The organism is Streptomyces sp. NPDC028305 (assembly GCF_055569495.1).
The window spans coordinates 187190-205992 of the sequence record NZ_JBVHTN010000005.1; the positions used below are offsets into that span (position 1 = coordinate 187190).

Genomic DNA, 18803 nt, shown 5'->3' on the forward strand with positions numbered 1-18803 from the left:
GATCGCCACGCGGGGCATGGCGGTGCAAGCCCCCCGTGCGGCGGTCCATGTATTAGGGTTATCTTGACATCGAGATATCTGCCAGAAGGCGCACCGCGGCCGCACTGGTAAGGCTTGCCTAAGTAAGCCTGACCTTACCTGATGGGCGAGGGCATGTGACGGCAGGATTGCGGTAGTACGCGCGAGATCATGCATGAAGGAGACAGTCGTGTCGGCGAACAGCTTCGACGCCCGCAGCACGCTCCAGGTGGGCGACGAGTCGTACGAGATCTTCAAGCTGGACAAGGTGGAGGGGTCCGCCCGTCTGCCGTACAGCCTGAAGGTGCTGCTGGAGAACCTGCTCCGCACCGAGGACGGCGCGAACATCACCGCCGACCACATCCGCGCGCTGGGCAACTGGGACCCGAGCGCCCAGCCCAGCCAGGAGATCCAGTTCACGCCGGCCCGCGTGATCATGCAGGACTTCACGGGTGTGCCGTGCGTCGTGGACCTCGCCACCATGCGCGAGGCCGTCAAGGAGCTGGGCGGCGACCCCGCCCGCATCAACCCGCTCGCCCCCGCCGAGCTGGTCATCGACCACTCGGTCATCGCCGACCGCTTCGGCACCCCCGAGGCGTTCACCCAGAACGTGGAGCTGGAGTACGGGCGCAACAAGGAGCGCTACCAGTTCCTGCGCTGGGGCCAGACGGCGTTCGACGAGTTCAAGGTCGTCCCGCCGGGCACCGGCATCGTCCACCAGGTCAACATCGAGCACCTGGCCCGCACCGTCATGGTCCGGGGCGGACAGGCCTACCCCGACACCCTGGTCGGCACCGACTCGCACACCACCATGGTCAACGGCCTGGGCGTGCTGGGCTGGGGCGTCGGCGGCATCGAGGCCGAGGCCGCGATGCTGGGCCAGCCGGTCTCGATGCTCATCCCGCGCGTCGTCGGCTTCAAGCTCACCGGCTCGCTGCCGACCGGCACCACCGCCACCGACCTGGTGCTCACGATCACCGAGATGCTGCGCAAGCACGGCGTGGTCGGCAAGTTCGTCGAGTTCTACGGCGAGGGCGTCTCCTCCATCCCGCTCGCGAACCGCGCCACCATCGGCAACATGTCGCCGGAGTTCGGCTCCACCGCCGCGATCTTCCCGATCGACGTCGAGACCATCAACTACCTGAAGCTCACCGGCCGCAGCGAGCAGCAGCTCGCGCTCGTCGAGGCGTACGCCAAGGTGCAGGGCCTGTGGCTGGACCCGGCCGCCGAGCCGGACTTCTCCGAGAAGCTGGAGCTCGACCTGTCGACGGTCGTCCCGTCGATCGCCGGCCCCAAGCGCCCGCAGGACCGGATCGTGCTGGCCGAGGCCGCGCAGCAGTTCGCCCAGGACATCCGCAACTACGTGGCCGAGGACGAGGAGGCGGGCAAGGAGTCCTTCCCGGCCTCCGACGCCCCCGCGCTCGACCACAACGGCGTGCCGACCAAGCCGACCCCGGTCATCGCCCCCGACGGCAGCCAGTACGAGATCGACCACGGCGCCGTCACCGTCGCCGCGATCACCTCCTGCACCAACACCTCCAACCCGTACGTCATGGTCGCCGCCGCCCTCGTGGCCAAGAAGGCCGTCGAGAAGGGCCTGACCCGCAAGCCGTGGGTCAAGACCACCCTGGCCCCCGGGTCCAAGGTCGTCATGGACTACTACGACCGCGCGGGCCTCACCCCGTACCTCGACAAGCTGGGCTTCAACCTGGTCGGCTACGGCTGCACCACCTGCATCGGCAACTCCGGCCCGCTGCCGGAGGAGGTCTCCAAGGCCGTCAACGAGGCCGACCTCGCCGTCACCTCCGTGCTGTCCGGCAACCGCAACTTCGAGGGCCGGATCAACCCGGACGTCAAGATGAACTACCTGGCGTCCCCGCCGCTGGTCGTCGCGTACGCCATCGCCGGCTCCATGAAGGTGGACATCACCAAGGACGCCCTCGGCACCGACCAGAGCGGCAACCCGGTCCACCTGGCCGACATCTGGCCCTCCGAGAAGGAGGTCGAGGAGGTCGTCGCCTCCGCGATCGGCCAGGAGATGTTCAACACCAGCTACGCCGACGTCTTCGCGGGCGACGCGCAGTGGCAGGCGCTGCCCATCCCGACCGGCAACACCTTCGAGTGGGACCCCGAGTCCACCTACGTCCGCAAGCCCCCGTACTTCGAGGGCATGGCCATGGACCCGGCGCCGGTCCAGAACGTCACCGGCGCCCGGGTGCTCGCCAAGCTCGGCGACTCGGTCACCACCGACCACATCTCCCCGGCCGGCGCCATCAAGGCCGACACCCCGGCCGGCAAGTACCTCACCGAGCACGGCGTCGAGCGCCGCGACTTCAACTCCTACGGCTCGCGCCGAGGCAACCACGAGGTCATGATCCGCGGCACCTTCGCCAACATCCGGCTGCGCAACCAGGTCGCGCCGGGCACCGAGGGCGGCTACACCCGCGACTTCACCCAGGACGGCGCCCCGGTCTCCTTCATCTACGACGCGTCGCAGAACTACCAGGCCGCGGGCGTCCCGCTGGTGATCCTGGCCGGCAAGGAGTACGGCTCCGGCTCCTCCCGCGACTGGGCCGCCAAGGGCACCGCGCTGCTGGGCGTCAAGGCCGTCATCGCCGAGTCGTACGAGCGCATCCACCGCTCGAACCTCATCGGCATGGGCGTGCTGCCGCTCCAGTTCCCGGAGGGCGCCTCGGCGCTCTCGTTGGGCCTGACCGGCGAGGAGACCTTCTCCGTCACGGGCGTCACCGAGCTGAACGACGGCACCACCCCGAGCACGGTGAAGGTCACCACCGACACAGGCGTCGAGTTCGACGCGGTCGTGCGCATCGACACCCCCGGTGAGGCGGACTACTACCGCAACGGCGGCATCATGCAGTACGTGCTGCGTTCGCTGCTCCGCAAGTAAGTCCCGGACGCGAGTCCTTACGGACGGGTCGACGGGCCGCACTCCCCTGCGCGGGGGTGCGGCCCGTTCGCTGTTCGCTGCCGGGATCAGGGGGTATCCGGCGGGGACCTCCGCCCCAGACCCCGGGGTCTATGGCGGAACCCCAGCTTCGGAAAGTCCCGATGTTCTTGAGTAAGAGTTCTGGAGCATATCGACTAGCACAGCCGAGGCATGGGCTTGCGGTGAGTTTGAGACGGCGACACGCCGAAGCGACGGCGTGTCGCCGTCTCATACTCACCACAAAGTCACTGGGCCGTGCGGCGTCATCAGCGGGTCAGCCGGTGTTCTGACCGGTCCCGATGAGGTAGCCGCCGAGTGCGGCGCCCAAGAAAAACGTGGTCAGGACCAGCGGCCCGGCGCATCGCCCCAGGCATGCCACGGTGCGACGCCAGCAGGTGCCCCAGCGTCTGGGGGCGCGGTGCGTGGCGGGCGTCCGGTTGGTGGCGCCGGCGCTGTGGGTCGGGGGCAGCGTGACCGTGCCGCGTGCGTTCGGGGTGCGCACGGGGTCCACACGCCAGTGACGCTCAACGGTCACGAGGAACTGACCATGATTCAGCCCCTGTTGCTGTGCGTGGAGGATGGCCCAGCGCGCGACGGGACCGGGGTTGCTGTCCACTCGCCCCGACGTGGCGGGGCACGCCATGCACTCGGCCAGATAGATCCCGTCCGGCGCTCCTTGTGCGCGTTCGGCGCTGAGTACCAGGTCCGAACCTCTCATGATGGTTCGCGTCACCGCCACGCTCCCGGTTCGAACCGGCAGGGGCGGGTAATGATCTCCCGATAGGTGTAGTGGTCCGGGTTCGCTTTCAGGTGGCCGGTCGCCCACGTGTGCGCGGTGGCCTGGTCGTCGCCGCGCTTCCCTGACTGCTCGCACACCGCGCACTGCATCACGTACGTGAGCGGTTCGGCGTCAGGCTCGGTGTCGGGGATGAGCTGGAACTCACGGAACCGGTAGACAACCCGAGTCATACCCGCCCCCTTCCAGCGCGAGCGCGCCTCTTGCTGTGGTCGGGATGGCGCCTCAGTAACACCGCACAGTCTGTGACCTTGCTCAGGTCTCCCGTTCGACGCGCCGCTTCTTTCTCGCGCTCCAGGCGGGCGCACTCCGCACAGTTCGCGCTCATGAAGCTCCCGCCGTACGCCGCGCCTCTTCCAGCCGTCGCGCTATGTCGCACGACTGGTCGGGCGTGCACGTCTGGCACTCGGCCCGGTGCATGAGGTACGCCGCTTGAAGTTGCTCAATGTCAGCGGCGCGGGGGTGTTCCGAGACTTCACGCTCAGGCACGGCAACCCCCTGCCGGGCAGCGAAGATCTTCCGGGCGTGCCTGCCATTCGCTGTCCCTGTAGACGCCGAAGTGATCGTGCTTGGCGTCGCGCACCAGGGCGCCGTTGTGGATGGCGGCCAGCGTCAGGGGGGCCAGGTCGAGTGACGGGAGGGTAATGCCGCGCATATCCAGCGCCGCACGCAGCTCATCCAGCGCGCGGTGTGTCGCTTGCCTGGGGGTAGGCGTCGGCGGGGGAGCGGTTTCGAAGGTCACGGGTGCCTCCCTGAGGGTCTGGGTAGCCCCAGGGTGACGAAATGCACTAATCATGTCACTGGTAGTTATGGCGCCCGCCAGTGCGAAGTACCAGCGAATGTGTGAGCTACAGGGGTAGACGGACCGCCGTAGCCAACTCGCGCATCTCCGGCGTCAGCGTCCGGCGCTTCTCAACAATTCTCCCGAGGATGTCACGTGCGTACCGCTGATTTGGCAACCACTGCGGGGACGCGACTCTGATTCGCGTCAGTGTGTCGATGGCTTCCGAGTATTCGCGCATCTGCGAGTGGGCGTCAGCGACATCTAGTAGATGCCGGTTACGGTTATTCGAGGTTGGGCTGAGCCGTTTGGCCGGATTGCTGCACGCAATCCGAAGGACCTCGTCCGGATGATCTGACACCATCGCATTTTCGGCACGTTTCAAGTCCACAGTCACAGGTCCAAATGCCCGGAGAAAATCCTCGCTAGGAACTGCTTCCTTTCCCATAGCTACGGCTGCTGACTTAGCCAACCGCAAAGCTGCCTTCGCCTCATCATCCCGGCCATCTCTGATACTGGCCGCTGATACCCGCAACAGAAGCCAACCCCAAGCGGACAACTCATCTGCGGTTGCTCGGGACATGCGTGGCTCAACATCATCGGCCCAACGAATCGCCAGTTCCCGAGCCTCAGTCAATCGCCCCCTCCGCAGGAGTAGCCAACATTGTGTGCTTACGGTGGTAGCTGCATGAAGTGCGTCGGGAGCTGCGTTGAACGCACGGCGTAGAGCGACTTCCGCAGCATCGAACTCGCGGGATTGCGTCAGCAACCAGCCGGTCAATTGCAACAGCCTGGCTCGAACCGACTGTCCAGCCGGTTCGAGTTCCGCAAGTCTGTCTGCGTCTCGCAGCAAGTGCGGGAGAATTGCACGAAGTTCGCTGAAGGCGTCATCCGAGAAGAGAGGGGTAGCGGCGGTCAGCGCGTCCCGCACACCTTCGACGGTTGGTGTTTGGGCAGGTTCCTCGGGGACGCTGAGCGGGTTCAGGACAGCAGCGCTTACGGGCTCCCACTGGTCAGCAGTCGCCGCGTCCGCCGGTTCTTCGGCGTGATCTGTTATCAGGGCCGTTGTGGGAACGCCAACGGCCGCCGCGATCTTGCGTGCGGTCTCCAGCCGGGTGTCCGTGTAGGCCCCCTGTTCCAGCGCTCGAATCCAGGACAGAGACACGCCCGACAGCCGCGCCAACTCCTTCTGTGTCAGTCCAGCGCGCTTCCGTGCCTCTCGGACTCGCCTTGCCAGGTCTGCACTCATGTGTCCAGCGTAGCCCTGGGATTGGGCCACACATGCCCCCGATGTTCCGAACGCTAGACCAGCGCGTAACCCGCAGGCTGCCGTGGTCAGTGGCCTCCTGCGAGTGGCGGCCTCCTCGGTGCCCGGCGGTCAGCGCGGCAACTCGACCTTCACCCGGCCGCAGCCCAGTCGCTCCGCCTCGGCGGCGGCGTAGCGGGGGAGGAGGTTGCGCGGAAGGTCGTCCATGCCGGTGCCGTCGTCCTGGACGAGGAAGATGACCAGACCGGTCTGGCACGAGGTCTGGTACAGAGCCAGGTCCGAGCGGTCGGAAGCGCTGCCTCTCTTGTCGTACTCGCGCCGTCCCATGGTGCTCGCCAGCTCGGAGAGGACCTGGGCGAGCCGCGGGTCCTCGACGGTGACCAGCCGCAGCCGCGCCCGGGTCGCGGCGACACCGAGACCGACGCCGCAGACGCGGGCCGTTCCGGGGCTGTGTGCGAGCAGCGTGCCGTCGAGCTGGTAGCGCTCGTCCTTGGAGAGGGCCAGGCTCAGCCCGTCGATGCCGCAGAGCCGTCGTGGCTCGGTGTTCTTCTGGCGCGGGGTTGCGGGAAGTCTGCCGGGGAGCGGGAGGGTGCCGTCGCAGTGCAGGGCACGCATGGCGCCGTTCGCCAGCCGGACGGTCGCCCGCGCCACCTCATCCCGCCAGCGGGGCTTGTCGCGGGAGCTCATCGGCAGCCTGCCCCAGGACGCGTCGACGACCGCGGGCCCGTCGGAGAGCCTCGCGTCGGCGCAACCGCGGGGGAGCGCCAGCCAGGTCCGGTTCTCCGAGGCCATCCCGACGAATCCCTTGCCGAACGGCACCGCCAGCGGGGAGAGGAAGTCCGCCAGCCAGCCCGTGGTCTGCGGGTCGTACTGCGGGTCGAGCTGGTGGAGCCGGAAGTCGATATGTGCGACGGGGCGGCCGTCGTCCAGCGCCAGGAGCCGGCAGGCGCCCTGGGCATCAGAGGAGCTGTCGTTCCCGTCGCTGGGGCGGATCTCCTCGGCGCGGACCGAGAGATCGTCGCGGAACAACATCTCCGCGTCCTTCTTGGGGAGCGTCCCCCAGCACACGGTCTGTTCCCCGTCCGACCACGAGAGGCCGGTCGTCTGCCAGGCGGTCAGCAGGCCGCCGAGGAGCGCGCCCACGACCCCCACGGAGATCAGCTGACCGGGCCGGGACCGCAGCAGGCCCCAGGCCCGGCGGCCACGCCGCGCCCACCGGCCCTTGCGCACTGCCTCGGTGGCGATGCGGATGTGCTCCTGTCGCCGCAGCTCATCAGGGGTGCTCATGTGGAGTCTCCATGCGGTGTGACGGCGGCGCAGCCGAGGCGCTTGGCCACGGCGGTGGCGTAGCCGGGGAAGACGCGCGACGGGGTGGCGAACGGGGTGGCCTTGGCGATGGCTGTCCTCTCCATGAACATCACCGTCGTACGGCCCGCGCACCCGGTCCGGACGAGCGCGCCATCCGTGTCCGCATAGCCCTGGCCGCGCCAGCCCCGGGCGAGCGGGGCGCCGCCGGTGAGGCCGTCGAAGAGCTTCACCAGCCGGGGCTGGGCGGTCATGGTGAACTGGGCGGCCATGTCCTCGTACCAGCGGACGACGCAGGTCTGCAGGTCGTCGCCGACCGGGCCCACGACGGAGTGCAGGCCCTCCTCGTCCTCCTCGCCACGGCGGGGTGCGGGGCCGAGCCCGTCGATCCGGCAGGCGCCCGGGGAGAAGCTGGTGGCGAAGGTGGTGTCAGGCGCGTGTCCCGGCACGATGGGCGCGGTGAAGCCCAGCGGCTTCTCCGGCGCGCAACCGGCCTTCTCCATACCACGGTTGGCGACCTTGATGAGCACCTGCCCCGCCTTCCACGGCTCGGACGAGACGTTCGGCAGACGGGCGGTGTCGCCTTTATTGTCGCTCTGCACGCCGCTGACGGTCACGACCGAGGGGCGGCCGTCGACATCGCACTTCTCGGGGAGCACCAGCGTGGCGGAGCCCTGGCTGACGAAGCCCGGCAGCCCCTCGGGAAGCTGATCCCTCGCACCGGCGAAGAGCCCGGCCAGCCATGCACGGCGCTTCTTCGCGTCCTTCGGGCCGGTGCCGTAACTGACGGAGATCTTCTCGGGGATGGTCTCGTCGGTGCCGTAAGTCCTGCTCGCGGTGATCGTGCACGAGCCGCGTGGGCGTTCGGGTGTCGGGGCCGTCTCCCGGAAGGCACGGTCGTCCCTCTCAAGGAGGAGCGACGGCTCGTCCTGCTCCGACCAGGCGCCCCAGCAGTATCTCTTCGCGGCGTCGGCGTCGTCGACGGCCCTGATGACCAGCCACCCCGCCACCAGCGCGACGGCGAGTCCGCCCGCCAGCGCCGCGCGTCCTCGCCGGCCCGTCAGGGCGCGGCGCAGCCGTCCGCCACCGGCGTCGGCTCCGGCATCGTCACCGTCGCCTGTCGTCCGTTCGTCCATCTGGTTTCCCCCGAAAGCATGTGTGCCGTAGATCGTATCGGGCGGCACTGACACGTACATCAGAGAAAAGTACTGGACGGGATGTACGGAGTCGGCGGCCGCATCCCGCGCAGGCACACATAGCCCTGGGTGGACAGCTCCAGCCCCGCCGCCAGCCCCACGTCGACCGCCCACTCCTGCTCGGCCGTCAGGCTCGGGACCCGGGCCTCGGCGCCCTCCGGCAGGCTGAGCAGCGCGGCGGTCAGCAGCCGCGTCGCCAGCCGCCGGGAGGTCGCGGCCAGCAGTTCGACCTTGCCGTCGTCGCCGACGTAGCAGTATCCGCTGCCCGCTAGGTCGTCCGAGACGAACAGCCGGCACTGGCGCAGCAGCAACTCGTGGTCGGGCCCGTGCGCCCCGCCCCGGGTGCGGCGGTCCACGGAGTCCATCATGTCCCGCTGCCTGGCGCCGCCCTCGAACACGCCCCCGTCCGGCGCCGGAAGCCGCTCCTTGTTGACGATTCCGCGCATGCGGATGGCAGGGTGCAGGGTGAAACCCGCCTGCCTGTACGTGGCGGCCGCCCGCGGGTCCTCGGAGCCGACGATGATCCCGCGCAGACACGCCCGCCCGTACGCGAGCGCCGCCGCCAGCAGCTCACGGCCGAGGCCGCGCCCCTGCGCCCTCGGCAGCACCGCGAACAGCGCCAGCCCCCAGGTGCCCTCCCGTCTGTGGGACAGCGCCGTGCCGACCGGCATCCCGTCGTCGTCCACGGCGAGCCAGCAGCCGCCGGGGTCGGTGCGGGCGAGGTGCCGGTTGCGGCCGTGGACGGAGGCGATGCGGCGCGGCGGCCACTCGTCGTCGGTCTCGCCGAGGAGGGCGCGGGAGGTGCCGAAGGCGGCGGCGGCCACGGTACGTACCGCCTCGGCGTCCTCCTCGGTGTCACGTAGCCGGCGGACAATCATGTGTCCATGATGGCGGTCCGCTTGGCGGGCGCGCGAAACCTCGTTGTCGGTCGTGTGGACGTGGCTTGGTCGACCCGGAAACGCGACAACGTTGTCAAAAGGGCTGTAGAGATCAGTACGCCGTCAACCGGCCCGGGCTGTCAAGTCCCTGTCCGCTGAAGGCTGTTGACGCGGCCAGGCGGCCCGAGGCGCCCTTACGCCCGCCGCGCCGAGTGAGGTACGGTCCCTGCGGCTTGCTCGACCTGGCGAACGCGGCCCTGTGCGAAGGATGGGACCGCGATGCCCTCAAGACCCCCGGCCGCCCTGGCGGCCGTGGCCCTGACCGCCGGATTGCTCGCGTCCGCGCTGACCGCCACCCCCGCGGCGGCCGAGCCGACCTCCACGACGGCCGCACTCGTCAAGGACCCCGCCGCCTACGTCGATCCGCTCATCGGCAGCCGCAACGGCGGCAACACCTACCCCGGAGCCGTCGTCCCGTTCGGCATGCTCTCCTGGAGCCCCGAGAACACTCGCGGCAACGCCACCCGCACCGCCGCCCCCGGCGGCTACCAGTACGACGCGACCCGCATCCGGGGCTTCAGCCTCACCCATATGTCCGGCACCGGCTGCGCGGGCGGCTCCGGCGACATCCCGTTCTTCCCCTTCCCGGGCGAGGTCACCTCGTCCCCCGCCGCGGACACCAAGGACGAGGTGTACGCGTCCGACTTCCGGCACGAGGACGAGACCGCGCGGCCCGGCCGGTACGGGGTCACCCTCGCCTCCGGCGCCGGAGCCGAGCTGACCGCCACCGCCCGCACCGGGTCCGCCCGCTTCAGCTACCCCGAGGGCAAGGCGGCCTCGCTGCTCATCCGCACCTCCGCGTCCGAGGTCGGCAGCACGGACGCGGACCTCACGATCGACCCGGCGCGCCGCACCGTCTCCGGCTCGGTCACCAGCGGCAACTTCTGCGGCTACCTCGACCCCGAGGGGCGCCGCAGCTACTACACGCTGCACTTCACCGCCACCTTCGACACCGCGTTCACCGCCCACGGCACCTGGCAGGACGACCGGCTGCGCCCCGGCACCACGACCGCCGAGGGCGGCACGGGCGGCTACGGCACCGACGGCCGCCCCGTCGCCGGGAAGGGCTCCGGCGGCTACCTCCGCTTCCCCGACGGCACCCGCCGGGTCGGGGTCAAGGTCGGCATCAGCTATGTCGGCCAGGCGGGCGCCAAGGCCAATCTGGCCGCCGAGAACCCGCCGGGGCGCGGCTTCGGGCAGGTGCGCGACGCCGCGTACGACGCCTGGCGCCGCCGGCTGGCCGACATCAGGGTCGGCGGCGGCTCGGACACGGACCGCACCACGTTCTACACCGCGCTCTACCACGCGCTGCTGCACCCCAACGTCATCAGCGACACCGACGGCCGCTACCGGGGCAGCGACGGCGAGGTCCACTCGGTGACCCCGGGCCACCGGGCCCAGTACGGCACCTTCTCCGGCTGGGACGTCTACCGCTCCCAGGTCCAGCTGCTCACCCTCCTCGACCCCGGCCGGGGCTCCGACATCGCGCAGTCGCTGCTGAACTTCGCGCGCCAGAACGGCGGCGTGTGGGACCGGTGGATCCACAACTCCTCCGGCACCCATGTCATGAACGGCGATCCGTCGGCCGCCGCCCTCGCCGGGATCCGGGCCTTCGGCGGCACCCGCTTCGACCTCGACGGAGCCCTCGACTCGCTGGTCCGGGCCGCGACCGTACCGACGGAGAAGGACACCAGCCCGGCCGGTAAGCCGATCATGTCGGTGGGCCAGCGGCCCTCCCTCGACAAGTATCTGAAGCTGCACTACATGCCGTCCGTCTCCAACGCCTGGGGCGGGGCGGCCGAGACCCTGGAGATGTCCGGCGCGGACTTCGCGATCTCGCAGCTCGCCGAGGCGGCGGGGGAGCCGGACACCGCCCGCGCCTTCACGGCCCGCGCCCAGTGGTGGCAGAACAACTTCAACGCGGCCGCCGATCCGGCCACCGGCGGCTACATGGCCAACCGCAAGGCGGACGGCAGCTGGGTCACCGGCTTCACCCCGGCCACCGGCAACGGCTTCGTCGAGGGCACCAGCGCCCAGTACACCTGGATGGTGCAGCACAACCCGGCGGGCCTGTTCGCCGCCCTGGGCGGCAGGGACGCCGCGGTGAAGCGCCTGGACTCCTTCTTCCACGACGCCGACGGCGGCTGGGCGCTCACCGGCGCGGGCGGCGAGAAGGCCGAACTGGACAACGAGCCGTCGATCAACGTGCCGTATCTGTACGACTACGCCGGAGCGCCGTACAAGACCCAGGAGACCGTCCGCGCGGCGATGCGGCAGCTGTGGAGCACCGAGCCCGGCGGCATCCCCGGCAACGACGACCTGGGCGAGATGTCGTCGTGGTACGTGTTCTCGGCCCTCGGCATGTATCCGCAGGTCCCCTCCCGCGGCGAACTGGTGCTGGCCTCCCCGCTGTTCCCGCGCGTGGAGATCGAGCGCGGCGGCCGTGACATCTCCATCCGGGCCCCGCAGGCCGCGCCGGACGCGCCGTACGTCCAGTCGCTGAAGGTCGACGGCCGGGCGAGCGGCCGGGCCTGGCTGCCGGAGTCGTTCGTCGGGCGCGGCGGCACGCTGGAGTACGTCCTGGGCACCGAGCCCAACCGCGCCTGGGGCTCGGCCGCGGCCGACGCGCCCCCGTCCTTCCGCGACGGCGAGCAGCCGTACCAGATCGGGGTCGGGCCCACCACCGGCACCGTCGCGCCCGGCGAGAGCCTGACGGTGAAGGTGGCCGCGGTCCCCGTCCGCGACGGGGACCGTCCCGAGGTGCGCTTCACCGCCGACGCCCCGGACGGGCTCACCGCCTCGCCCGCCTCCGGGGCGGTGGGGCCCGACGGCACGGCCGAGATCACGCTGCGCGCGGGGAAGGACACGGCCGAGGGCTTCTACGACGCGAAGGTGACGGTGACCGGCGGCGGCACGGAGGTCGTCCAGCCGGTCACGGTGACCGTCGCCGGGCCCGGCGGGCTGCTCGCCGCGTACAACAACGTCGGCGCCACCGACGACGCGGGTGAGCACGACGAGGGCGACTACGACGGCGGCGGCTGGAGCTACTCGCGCCAGGCACTGGCCGAGGCCGGTCTCGCGCCGGGCGCCCGGGGCACCGTCCAGGGCCTGGAGTTCACCTGGCCCGACTCGCCCGCCGGCCGCCCCGACAACGCCTCGGCCGACGGCCAGACCATCGACCTGCCGGCCTCCACCGCCCTGTCGTTCGTCGGCAGCGCGGTCAACGGCAACCAGCGGGCCACCGCCAAGGTCACCTACACCGACGGCAGTTCGGACAGCGCCGAGCTGGCCTTCACCGACTGGACGGTGGGCGGCGGCGGAGGGACCGTCCAGTACGGCAATGTGACCGTGGCCAGGACCCCGTACCGCAACATCAGCGGCGGGGACAAGGACGTCGTGGACGCCTACATCTTCGCGACCAAGGCGTTCCGGGCGCCGGACGGCAAGACGATCAAGAGCGTCACCCTGCCGGACAACGCGGATCTTCACGTCTTCGCGATCGCCCGCGGCTGACGGCCGGGCGCCCCGAGGAGACGTACGAGACTCATGGGGAGTTCGCCCGGCCGCCCCGCCGGGCGAACTCCCCAGTGCCGTCAACACCCTTGCGCCCCGCCGACGCCACGCCCTTTACTGATCGCTGCCCGGCGGCCGCGCGCGCGACGGCCGCCGCCCGTCACGCCGTACCGCCATACCGCCGCACCGCCTCCGCGCGCGCGGCGAGCCAGCACCGGAGGTGGACCACATCAGCACGCGGCCCCTGACGTTCGTCGTCGGCACCGGACGCAGCGGCTCGACCGCGCTGTCGCACGTCCTGAACCTGCATCCCGGCATCCTCAGCGTCAACGAGCTGTTCACCTCCCTCGGCATGGAGCCCCACCGGCATCCGCTGCCCGCGCGGACCGTGTCCGGCGCGGAGTTCTGGGAGCTGGTCACCCGGCCGAACGAGAGCTTCGACCGGATGATCCGCAGCGGCGCCCCGGCTCCGGAGTTCCTCTACAACCGGCGCCCCGGGCGCTTCTCGGCCGAGACCACCGGCATCCCCGCCCTGAGCATGATGGTCCTGCCGCACCTCACCGACGATCCGGACGGCCTCTTCGACGAGCTGGCGCCGCGGGTCTCGGCGTGGCCAGGCCGCCCGGTCGCCCGCCACTACACGGCACTGTTCGAGCTGCTGGCCGAGCGGTTCGGCCGCGGGGTGGTCGTCGAGCGCTCCGGCGGCTCCCTGGGCTGGGTGCCCTGGATGCGGGAGGCGTTCCCCGGGGCGCGGTTCGTCCATATGTTCCGGGACGGGCCGGACTGCGCGCTGTCGATGAGCCGCCACCCCGGCTTCCGGATGACCCTGCGCACCATGGACGCCAGGAGCGCCGCCGGGGCGGGCCTGCTGGCCCGGCTCACCGACGAGCACGTCCGCGCCCTGCCCCCCGACCTCGCGGGTCTGTTCGCCGAGCGGTTCGACCCCGCGCTGCTGATGGAGGCGCCGGTGCCGGTCGCCCGGTTCGGCGAGATGTGGTCGCACCTGATCACCCGGGGTCTGACGGCGCTGGCCCGGGTCCCGGAGGGCTCCCGTACGTCCCTGTCCTACGAGCAGCTGCTCGACGCGCCCCGGCGGGAGCTGGCCCGGCTGGCGGAGTTCATCGGCGTCGATCCGGCGGAGGAGTGGCTGACGGCGGCCGAGGCCACCCTCGACCACGGCCGGCGCGGCTCCGCCCTCCGCCTCCCCGCGGACGAGCTGTCCGCCCTGCGGGAGTCCTGCGCCCCGGGCACCGAGGCGCTGCGCGCGGTCATGGCGGGGGCGTAGCGCTACCGCTCCGCACCCGTCTTCCGCGCCCGGGTTCCGCTGACAGCGGATTCGCTCACAGCATGCGCCGATTCCGCCGGCCCCGCGCGGCGGGCAGAGTCACCGTCATGAGGCTTCTGCTGCTGGGCGGTACGGAATTCGTGGGGCGGGCCATCGCCGAGGAGGCGCTGGCGCGCGGCTGGCAGGTGACGGCGTTCAACCGCGGACGCCACGACCCGCCCCCGGGCGTGGCCGCCCTGCGGGGCGACCGCAGCGCCGCGGGCGGCCTGGCGGCCCTGGAGGGGGACGGCACGGGGGAGTGGGACGTCGTCGTCGACACCTGGACGGGCGCGCCGTCCGCCGTGCGCGACGCGGCCCGGCTGCTGGCCGGGCGGGCCGGGCATTACGTCTACATCTCCAGCCGGTCCGTCTACGCCTACCCCGCCCCGGCCGGGCTCGACGAGGACGGCCCGCTGGTGGAGGCGTCGCCGGACGCGGGAGCGGTCGAGTACGCCGAGGCCAAGCGGGGCGGGGAGCTGGCGGCGGAGGCGGCGTTCGGCGAGCGGGCGCTGCTGGCCCGGGCGGGGCTGATCCTGGGCCCGTACGAGAACGTCGGCCGGCTGCCGTGGTGGCTGACCCGCATCGCCCGGGGCGGCCCGGTCCTGGCGCCGGGGCCGCGCGAGCTGCCGCTCCGGTACATCGACGTCCGCGACCTGGCCGGCTGGGTGCTGGACGCCGCCGGGCGCGGGCTCGGCGGCCCGTACAACCTGGTCGGCCCGCCGGGTCAGACGACCTTCGGTGAGCTGCTGGAGGCGTGCGTGGCCGTCACCGGGGCGGACGCCGAGCTGCGCTGGACGGACCCGGAGGCGGTCCTGGCGGCCGGTGTCGAGCCGTGGACCGAGCTGCCGGTCTGGCTGCCGCCGGGGGAGCTGTACGACACGATGTACGGCGGGGACGTGTCCCGGGCGCTCGCCGCCGGCCTGCGCTGCCGTCCCGTCGCCGGGACCGTGGCCGCCACCTGGGAGTGGCTGCGACAGCTCGGCGGCCGCGCCCCCCACCGCCCGGACCGCCCGCCGGTGGGCCTTGCCCCGGAGCGGGAGGCGACGGTGCTGGGCACGGCCTAGGTGTGCTGACCGGACAGGTTGGTGACGCCTGCGGCGTGCTCACCCCCTACCCGCCCCTTCCCGGCCGCTGCCGTTATGAGGCTCCGCCGCGTGGGGGCTCCGCCCCGGACCCGGGGGCCAGGGGCGAAGCCCTTGCCACGCGGCGGAGCCCCGCGCGGCGGAGCCGCAAATCAGCAGGGGCTCGACACCGGGGGAAGGGGCGGGTAGGGGAACAGCACCGATATGCGGCTCCGCCGCGTGGCCGCCGGACACCCCCTAGGCGGAGGGCGTCTGCCGCGGCGCCGGGACCGGCCGTACGGGGTGCTTGCTCATGATCGAGACGCGGTTGAAGGCGTTGATGGCGATCGCCACCCAGATCACCGCCGAGATCTCGTCGTCGGTCAGCGCCTGGCGCGCGACCCCGTAGGCCGCCTCCTGCGCGGCGGCGTCCGCGGGGCTGGCGGTCGCCTCCGCGAGGGCGAGCGCGGCCCGCTCCCGCGGGGTGAACACCTCGGTGTCGCGCCACGCCGCCAGCACGCCCAGGCGCTGCGCCGTCTCGCCGGCCCGCAGGGCGGCCTTGGTGTGCAGGTTGAGGCAGAACGCGCAGCCGTTGATCTGGGACACCCGCAGGTTGACCAGCTCCACGAGCTGCCGGTCGAGCCCGGCCTCGGCGGCGGTCGCGCGGACCGCCTCGGCGGTCTGCACCATCGCGCTGTAGACCTGGGGGCTCTGCTTGTCGATGAAGACCCGCCTGCCCCGCCCCTCGGCGGAGGCCGTCTCGTCGATCGAGGTCGCTGCGGAGGCCGCTGCCGCGTCAGTCACCTGAACTCCTTCACCGGGCCGCTTCGGCCGCTTCCGGTATGTTGCGCACCTCACCGAGGTGTCGATCTATCATCGTGATTGTTGAGCGTACAACTATCACCCGCTTGGGAGGCGTCGCGCCATGAGCAACACCGAGACCCAGCCCGCCGTGCAGCGCTGCGGCGGCTCCCCGGACGAGGAGACCGGCCCGCGAGTGGAGATCCTGACCCCGCGCGACGTCCCGCTGGGCGGCCCGCGCGCGATGACGGTACGACGTACCCTGCCACAGCGGGCCCGGACGCTGATCGGCGCCTGGTGCTTCGCCGACCACTACGGGCCCGACGACGTCGCCGCCACCGGCGGGATGGACGTCGCCCCCCACCCGCACACCGGCCTCCAGACCGTGAGCTGGCTGTTCAGCGGCGAGATCGAGCACCGCGACAGCCTGGGCAGCCACGCCTTCGTACGGCCCGGCGAGCTCAACCTGATGACCGGCGGCCACGGCATCAGCCACTCCGAGGTCTCCACCGCCCGCACCACGATCCTGCACGGCGTACAGCTGTGGGTCGCGCTGCCCGAGGCGCACCGGGACACCGCCCCTGACTTCCGGCACTACGAGCCGCGCGCCATCCCCCTGACCGGGCAGGCCCCGGCCGGGGACGAGGCGGCCGGGGACGGGCCCGTGGGCGAGGCCAGGGTCTTCCTGGGGTCCCTCGCGGGCGACACCTCACCGGTCCCCACCTTCACCCCCCTGCTCGGCGCCGAACTCATCCTGGAGCCGCACGCCACGGTCACCCTGGACATCGACGCCCGCTTCGAGCACGGCCTCCTCCTCGACCGCGGGGAGGTCCGCATGGCCGACACCCTGCTGAGCCCCGCCGAGCTCGGCTATCTCGCCCCCGGAAACCGGACGCTGGAGCTGACCAACACCACGGACGCGGCCGCGCGGATGGTGCTGCTCGGCGGGCCGCCGTTCGGGGAGCAGATCGTGATGTGGTGGAACTTCATCGGCCGCAGCCACGAGGACATCACGCAGGCGCGCGAGGACTGGATGACGGGCTCGCGCTTCGGCGAGGTGAACGGCTACGACGGAGACCGCCTGCCCGCCCCCGAGCTGCCGAACCTGCCGTTGAAACCGCGCGGCGACGTGCGCTGACCTGCGGGGGTCCAAGGGAGCGGGCGCTCGGAAACAGACACAGCCCCATTGGTGGGGCTGTGTCGGTGGTGGGTGCGACGGGGCGCTCGGGCGCTGCTCTCATCCGGCGGAGCGGGCCCGGCGCCCGCTGTGCCGGCTCCCGGGATCGGGGGGCGGATCGACATCGATGACCTGCACGTCGCCTACGCCGGCCGTACGGTCGTGGCCGGCGCGCACCTGGTGGCGGCCGAAGGCGAGATCACTGGCCTGGTCGGGCCCGACGGCAGCGGCAAGTCCACCCTCCTGCGCACCGTCTACGGCCATCTGAAGCCAGTGGCGCCGGAGCCGTGCTCGCATCCGGCCGACCGCGTGACGTCCTCACGCCCGAGCTGATGGCCGAGGTGTTCGGCGTACGGGCGGCCGTGGTCGACCACCCGCTGACCGGCGACCCGCTGATCGCCTTCGACCACCAGGAGCCGACCGCCGCCGCGGCAACCGGGGCGTTGGAGCCACGCACCTGAGGATGACGAAGGGCAACGCCGCCCGCCCCGGCCGGGAACCGGCACCATCTCGCCGCTCCGAGAGAAGTAGGACATCTCCGGGAACTCGCCTGCTCTGTTTCCCGACTACTGCATCAGAGCACGCCGCCCCACGAGCATCCCGCAGCAAGGAACCAGCATGTCGAAGAAGCGTCCTGTCGACGTCGCCCTGGCCGCAGCCCTCTGTCTGGCCGCCACGGCATGCGCCGACTCCTCGACCGATGACGCCGGGGACAAGACATCCGCGGCAGCCGCGAAGCCCGGCTACCCGGTGACCGTCAAGAACTGCGGAATGGCCGAGACCTTCACCGAGACGCCCAGCAGAGTGGTCGTCATGAACGGGGCTTCCGTCGCCGAGGTCTCCACATTGCTCGCCCTCGGCCTCGGCGACCAGATCGTGGCCAACCAGCAGAGCTACGGGATGTCCGAGGTACCGGGCCGGGCCAAGGCCATCAAGGATCTGCCCACTGGGAACGTCAACCTCAACGATGCCTACGACATCCCCCGCGAGGCGATGCTGGGCCTGCGGCCCGACCTCGTGCTGTCCACGACCTCCTACGGCTTCGACGCCAAGAACGGCTTCACCACCCGGGAGCAGCTCAAGGGGGTGAACGCGAACAGCTATGTCTCCCCGCAGGGCTGCGACCAGGACACCTCCAGGATGACCATCGACGACAGCTACACGCTCCTGCGGGACATGGGCCGGATCTTCAACGTCGGCGACCGCGCGGAGAAGCTGATCGCCGCCTCGAAGAAGCACATCGACGAGGTGTCCGCCAAGGTCGACGGCGAGAAGAAACCGAAGGTCATGGTCCTCTTCTCCAACATGGTGATGGGCGGCAACGACTTCAGCTCCGTCGTCGCCAAGGGCATCTTCAACGACATCCTCGCCAAGTCCGGCGGCAGGAACGCCTTCCAGAACGCCTCGAAGACCTCCTTCGCCGACCTGAGCAAGGAGAAAGTGGCCGCCACGGACATCGACGCGCTCATCGTCATCGGCTACAACGACCCCGATCCGGCGGCCTACGCCAAGAAACTGCTCAAGGAGTTCCCTCAGTGGCCGGCGGCCAAGAACAACACATACGTGGTCCTGTCCGACTCGATGTACCTGGGCCCCAGCAACGACCTCGCCGTCGAGAAGATCGCCAGGATGCTGCACCCCGACAAGTTCTGAGCCACGTGCGGCAGTCGCTGGCGGTG

At 71.0% G+C, this 18803-nt stretch carries 15 protein-coding genes and 1 pseudogene; 8 read left to right on the top strand and 8 right to left on the bottom strand.

Annotated features, from left to right (window positions below):
- The first annotated feature begins 208 nt into the window (after positions 1-208).
- Positions 209-2926: an aconitate hydratase AcnA gene (acnA, locus tag ACZ4WQ_RS21810; protein ID WP_398373712.1), complete on the top strand. Its 2718-nt coding sequence runs from the start codon at positions 209-211 to the stop codon at positions 2924-2926.
- A 313-nt stretch (positions 2927-3239) separates the two neighbouring features.
- Here acnA and ACZ4WQ_RS21815 read toward each other — a convergent pair whose 3' ends face one another.
- From ACZ4WQ_RS21815 to ACZ4WQ_RS21845, 7 genes are all read right to left on the bottom strand, one after another.
- On the bottom strand, positions 3240-3698 hold the full coding sequence (locus tag ACZ4WQ_RS21815; RefSeq protein WP_311723699.1) for a DUF7848 domain-containing protein: 459 nt from the start codon (positions 3696-3698) through the stop codon (positions 3240-3242).
- Positions 3695-3934 (bottom strand): DUF7848 domain-containing protein, encoded by a 240-nt coding sequence (locus ACZ4WQ_RS21820; protein WP_385346145.1) that lies wholly within the window; start codon positions 3932-3934, stop codon positions 3695-3697. Before ACZ4WQ_RS21820 ends, ACZ4WQ_RS21815 begins: the two co-directional genes overlap by 4 nt.
- 308 nt (positions 3935-4242) lie before the next feature.
- Positions 4243-4503 (bottom strand): hypothetical protein, encoded by a 261-nt coding sequence (locus tag ACZ4WQ_RS21825; protein ID WP_311723697.1) that lies wholly within the window; start codon positions 4501-4503, stop codon positions 4243-4245.
- Positions 4504-4609: 106 nt separating this feature from the next.
- A complete protein-coding gene (locus tag ACZ4WQ_RS21830; RefSeq protein WP_311723696.1) occupies positions 4610-5791 on the bottom strand; it encodes a helix-turn-helix transcriptional regulator in 1182 nt (393 codons plus the stop codon).
- Positions 5792-5920: 129 nt separating this feature from the next.
- Positions 5921-7096: a hypothetical protein gene (locus ACZ4WQ_RS21835; protein WP_398373713.1), complete on the bottom strand. Its 1176-nt coding sequence runs from the start codon at positions 7094-7096 to the stop codon at positions 5921-5923.
- Positions 7093-8250 carry a hypothetical protein gene (locus ACZ4WQ_RS21840; protein WP_361186226.1) on the bottom strand — a complete coding sequence of 386 codons (1158 nt, stop codon included), beginning with the start codon at positions 8248-8250 and terminating at the stop codon, positions 7093-7095. Before ACZ4WQ_RS21840 ends, ACZ4WQ_RS21835 begins: the two co-directional genes overlap by 4 nt.
- A 59-nt stretch (positions 8251-8309) precedes the next feature.
- Positions 8310-9188 carry a GNAT family N-acetyltransferase gene (locus tag ACZ4WQ_RS21845; RefSeq protein ID WP_398373714.1) on the bottom strand — a complete coding sequence of 293 codons (879 nt, stop codon included), beginning with the start codon at positions 9186-9188 and terminating at the stop codon, positions 8310-8312.
- A 279-nt stretch (positions 9189-9467) separates the two neighbouring features.
- On the opposite strand from ACZ4WQ_RS21845, the gene ACZ4WQ_RS21850 reads away from it, so the two are divergent.
- The 3 genes from ACZ4WQ_RS21850 to ACZ4WQ_RS21860 all read left to right on the top strand — a co-directional run bounded on the left by ACZ4WQ_RS21850 (position 9468) and on the right by ACZ4WQ_RS21860 (position 15149).
- Positions 9468-12761 (top strand): GH92 family glycosyl hydrolase, encoded by a 3294-nt coding sequence (locus ACZ4WQ_RS21850; protein ID WP_398373715.1) that lies wholly within the window; start codon positions 9468-9470, stop codon positions 12759-12761.
- Positions 12762-12981: 220 nt separating this feature from the next.
- Positions 12982-14046: a sulfotransferase gene (locus ACZ4WQ_RS21855; protein ID WP_385346134.1), complete on the top strand. Its 1065-nt coding sequence runs from the start codon at positions 12982-12984 to the stop codon at positions 14044-14046.
- Positions 14047-14153: 107 nt separating this feature from the next.
- Positions 14154-15149 (top strand): NAD-dependent epimerase/dehydratase family protein, encoded by a 996-nt coding sequence (locus ACZ4WQ_RS21860; protein ID WP_398373716.1) that lies wholly within the window; start codon positions 14154-14156, stop codon positions 15147-15149.
- Between the two features lie 255 nt (positions 15150-15404).
- On the opposite strand, the gene ACZ4WQ_RS21865 is transcribed toward ACZ4WQ_RS21860, so the two are convergent.
- Entirely contained in the window at positions 15405-15914 is a 510-nt protein-coding gene (locus tag ACZ4WQ_RS21865) for a carboxymuconolactone decarboxylase family protein (RefSeq protein WP_398373999.1), read from the bottom strand.
- A 157-nt stretch (positions 15915-16071) separates the two neighbouring features.
- On the opposite strand from ACZ4WQ_RS21865, the gene ACZ4WQ_RS21870 reads away from it, so the two are divergent.
- The 4 genes and pseudogenes from ACZ4WQ_RS21870 (at position 16072) to ACZ4WQ_RS21885 (ending at position 18777) form a co-directional block, all read left to right on the top strand.
- Positions 16072-17085 carry a pirin family protein gene (locus ACZ4WQ_RS21870; protein WP_385346130.1) on the top strand — a complete coding sequence of 338 codons (1014 nt, stop codon included), beginning with the start codon at positions 16072-16074 and terminating at the stop codon, positions 17083-17085.
- 156 nt (positions 17086-17241) lie between these two features.
- Positions 17242-17403, top strand: a pseudogene (locus tag ACZ4WQ_RS21875) (ATP-binding cassette domain-containing protein); the annotation flags it as partial.
- A gap of 53 nt (positions 17404-17456) precedes the next feature.
- Complete coding sequence (locus ACZ4WQ_RS21880; protein ID WP_468022343.1) at positions 17457-17585, top strand: hypothetical protein; 129 nt, start codon at positions 17457-17459, stop codon at positions 17583-17585.
- Between the two features lie 157 nt (positions 17586-17742).
- Positions 17743-18777, top strand: coding sequence for an ABC transporter substrate-binding protein (locus ACZ4WQ_RS21885; RefSeq protein ID WP_358847296.1), 1035 nt, complete (start codon positions 17743-17745; stop codon positions 18775-18777).
- Positions 18778-18803: the final 26 nt, after the last annotated feature.

Bases quoted from the DNA above. Each gene is read 5' to 3' on its own strand.
- ACZ4WQ_RS21820 (WP_385346145.1), bottom strand. From the start codon at position 3,934: ATGACTCGGGTTGTCTACCGGTTCCGTGAGTTCCAGCTCATCCCCGAC.
- ACZ4WQ_RS21830 (WP_311723696.1), bottom strand. From the start codon at position 5,791: ATGAGTGCAGACCTGGCAAGGCGAGTCCGAGAGGCACGGAAGCGCGCT.
- ACZ4WQ_RS21835 (WP_398373713.1), bottom strand. From the start codon at position 7,096: ATGAGCACCCCTGATGAGCTGCGGCGACAGGAGCACATCCGCATCGCC.
- ACZ4WQ_RS21840 (WP_361186226.1), bottom strand. From the start codon at position 8,250: ATGGACGAACGGACGACAGGCGACGGTGACGATGCCGGAGCCGACGCC.
- ACZ4WQ_RS21845 (WP_398373714.1), bottom strand. From the start codon at position 9,188: ATGATTGTCCGCCGGCTACGTGACACCGAGGAGGACGCCGAGGCGGTA.
- ACZ4WQ_RS21850 (WP_398373715.1), top strand. From the start codon at position 9,468: ATGCCCTCAAGACCCCCGGCCGCCCTGGCGGCCGTGGCCCTGACCGCC.
- ACZ4WQ_RS21860 (WP_398373716.1), top strand. From the start codon at position 14,154: ATGAGGCTTCTGCTGCTGGGCGGTACGGAATTCGTGGGGCGGGCCATC.
- ACZ4WQ_RS21870 (WP_385346130.1), top strand. From the start codon at position 16,072: ATGAGCAACACCGAGACCCAGCCCGCCGTGCAGCGCTGCGGCGGCTCC.
- ACZ4WQ_RS21880 (WP_468022343.1), top strand. From the start codon at position 17,457: ATGGCCGAGGTGTTCGGCGTACGGGCGGCCGTGGTCGACCACCCGCTG.
- ACZ4WQ_RS21885 (WP_358847296.1), top strand. From the start codon at position 17,743: ATGTCGAAGAAGCGTCCTGTCGACGTCGCCCTGGCCGCAGCCCTCTGT.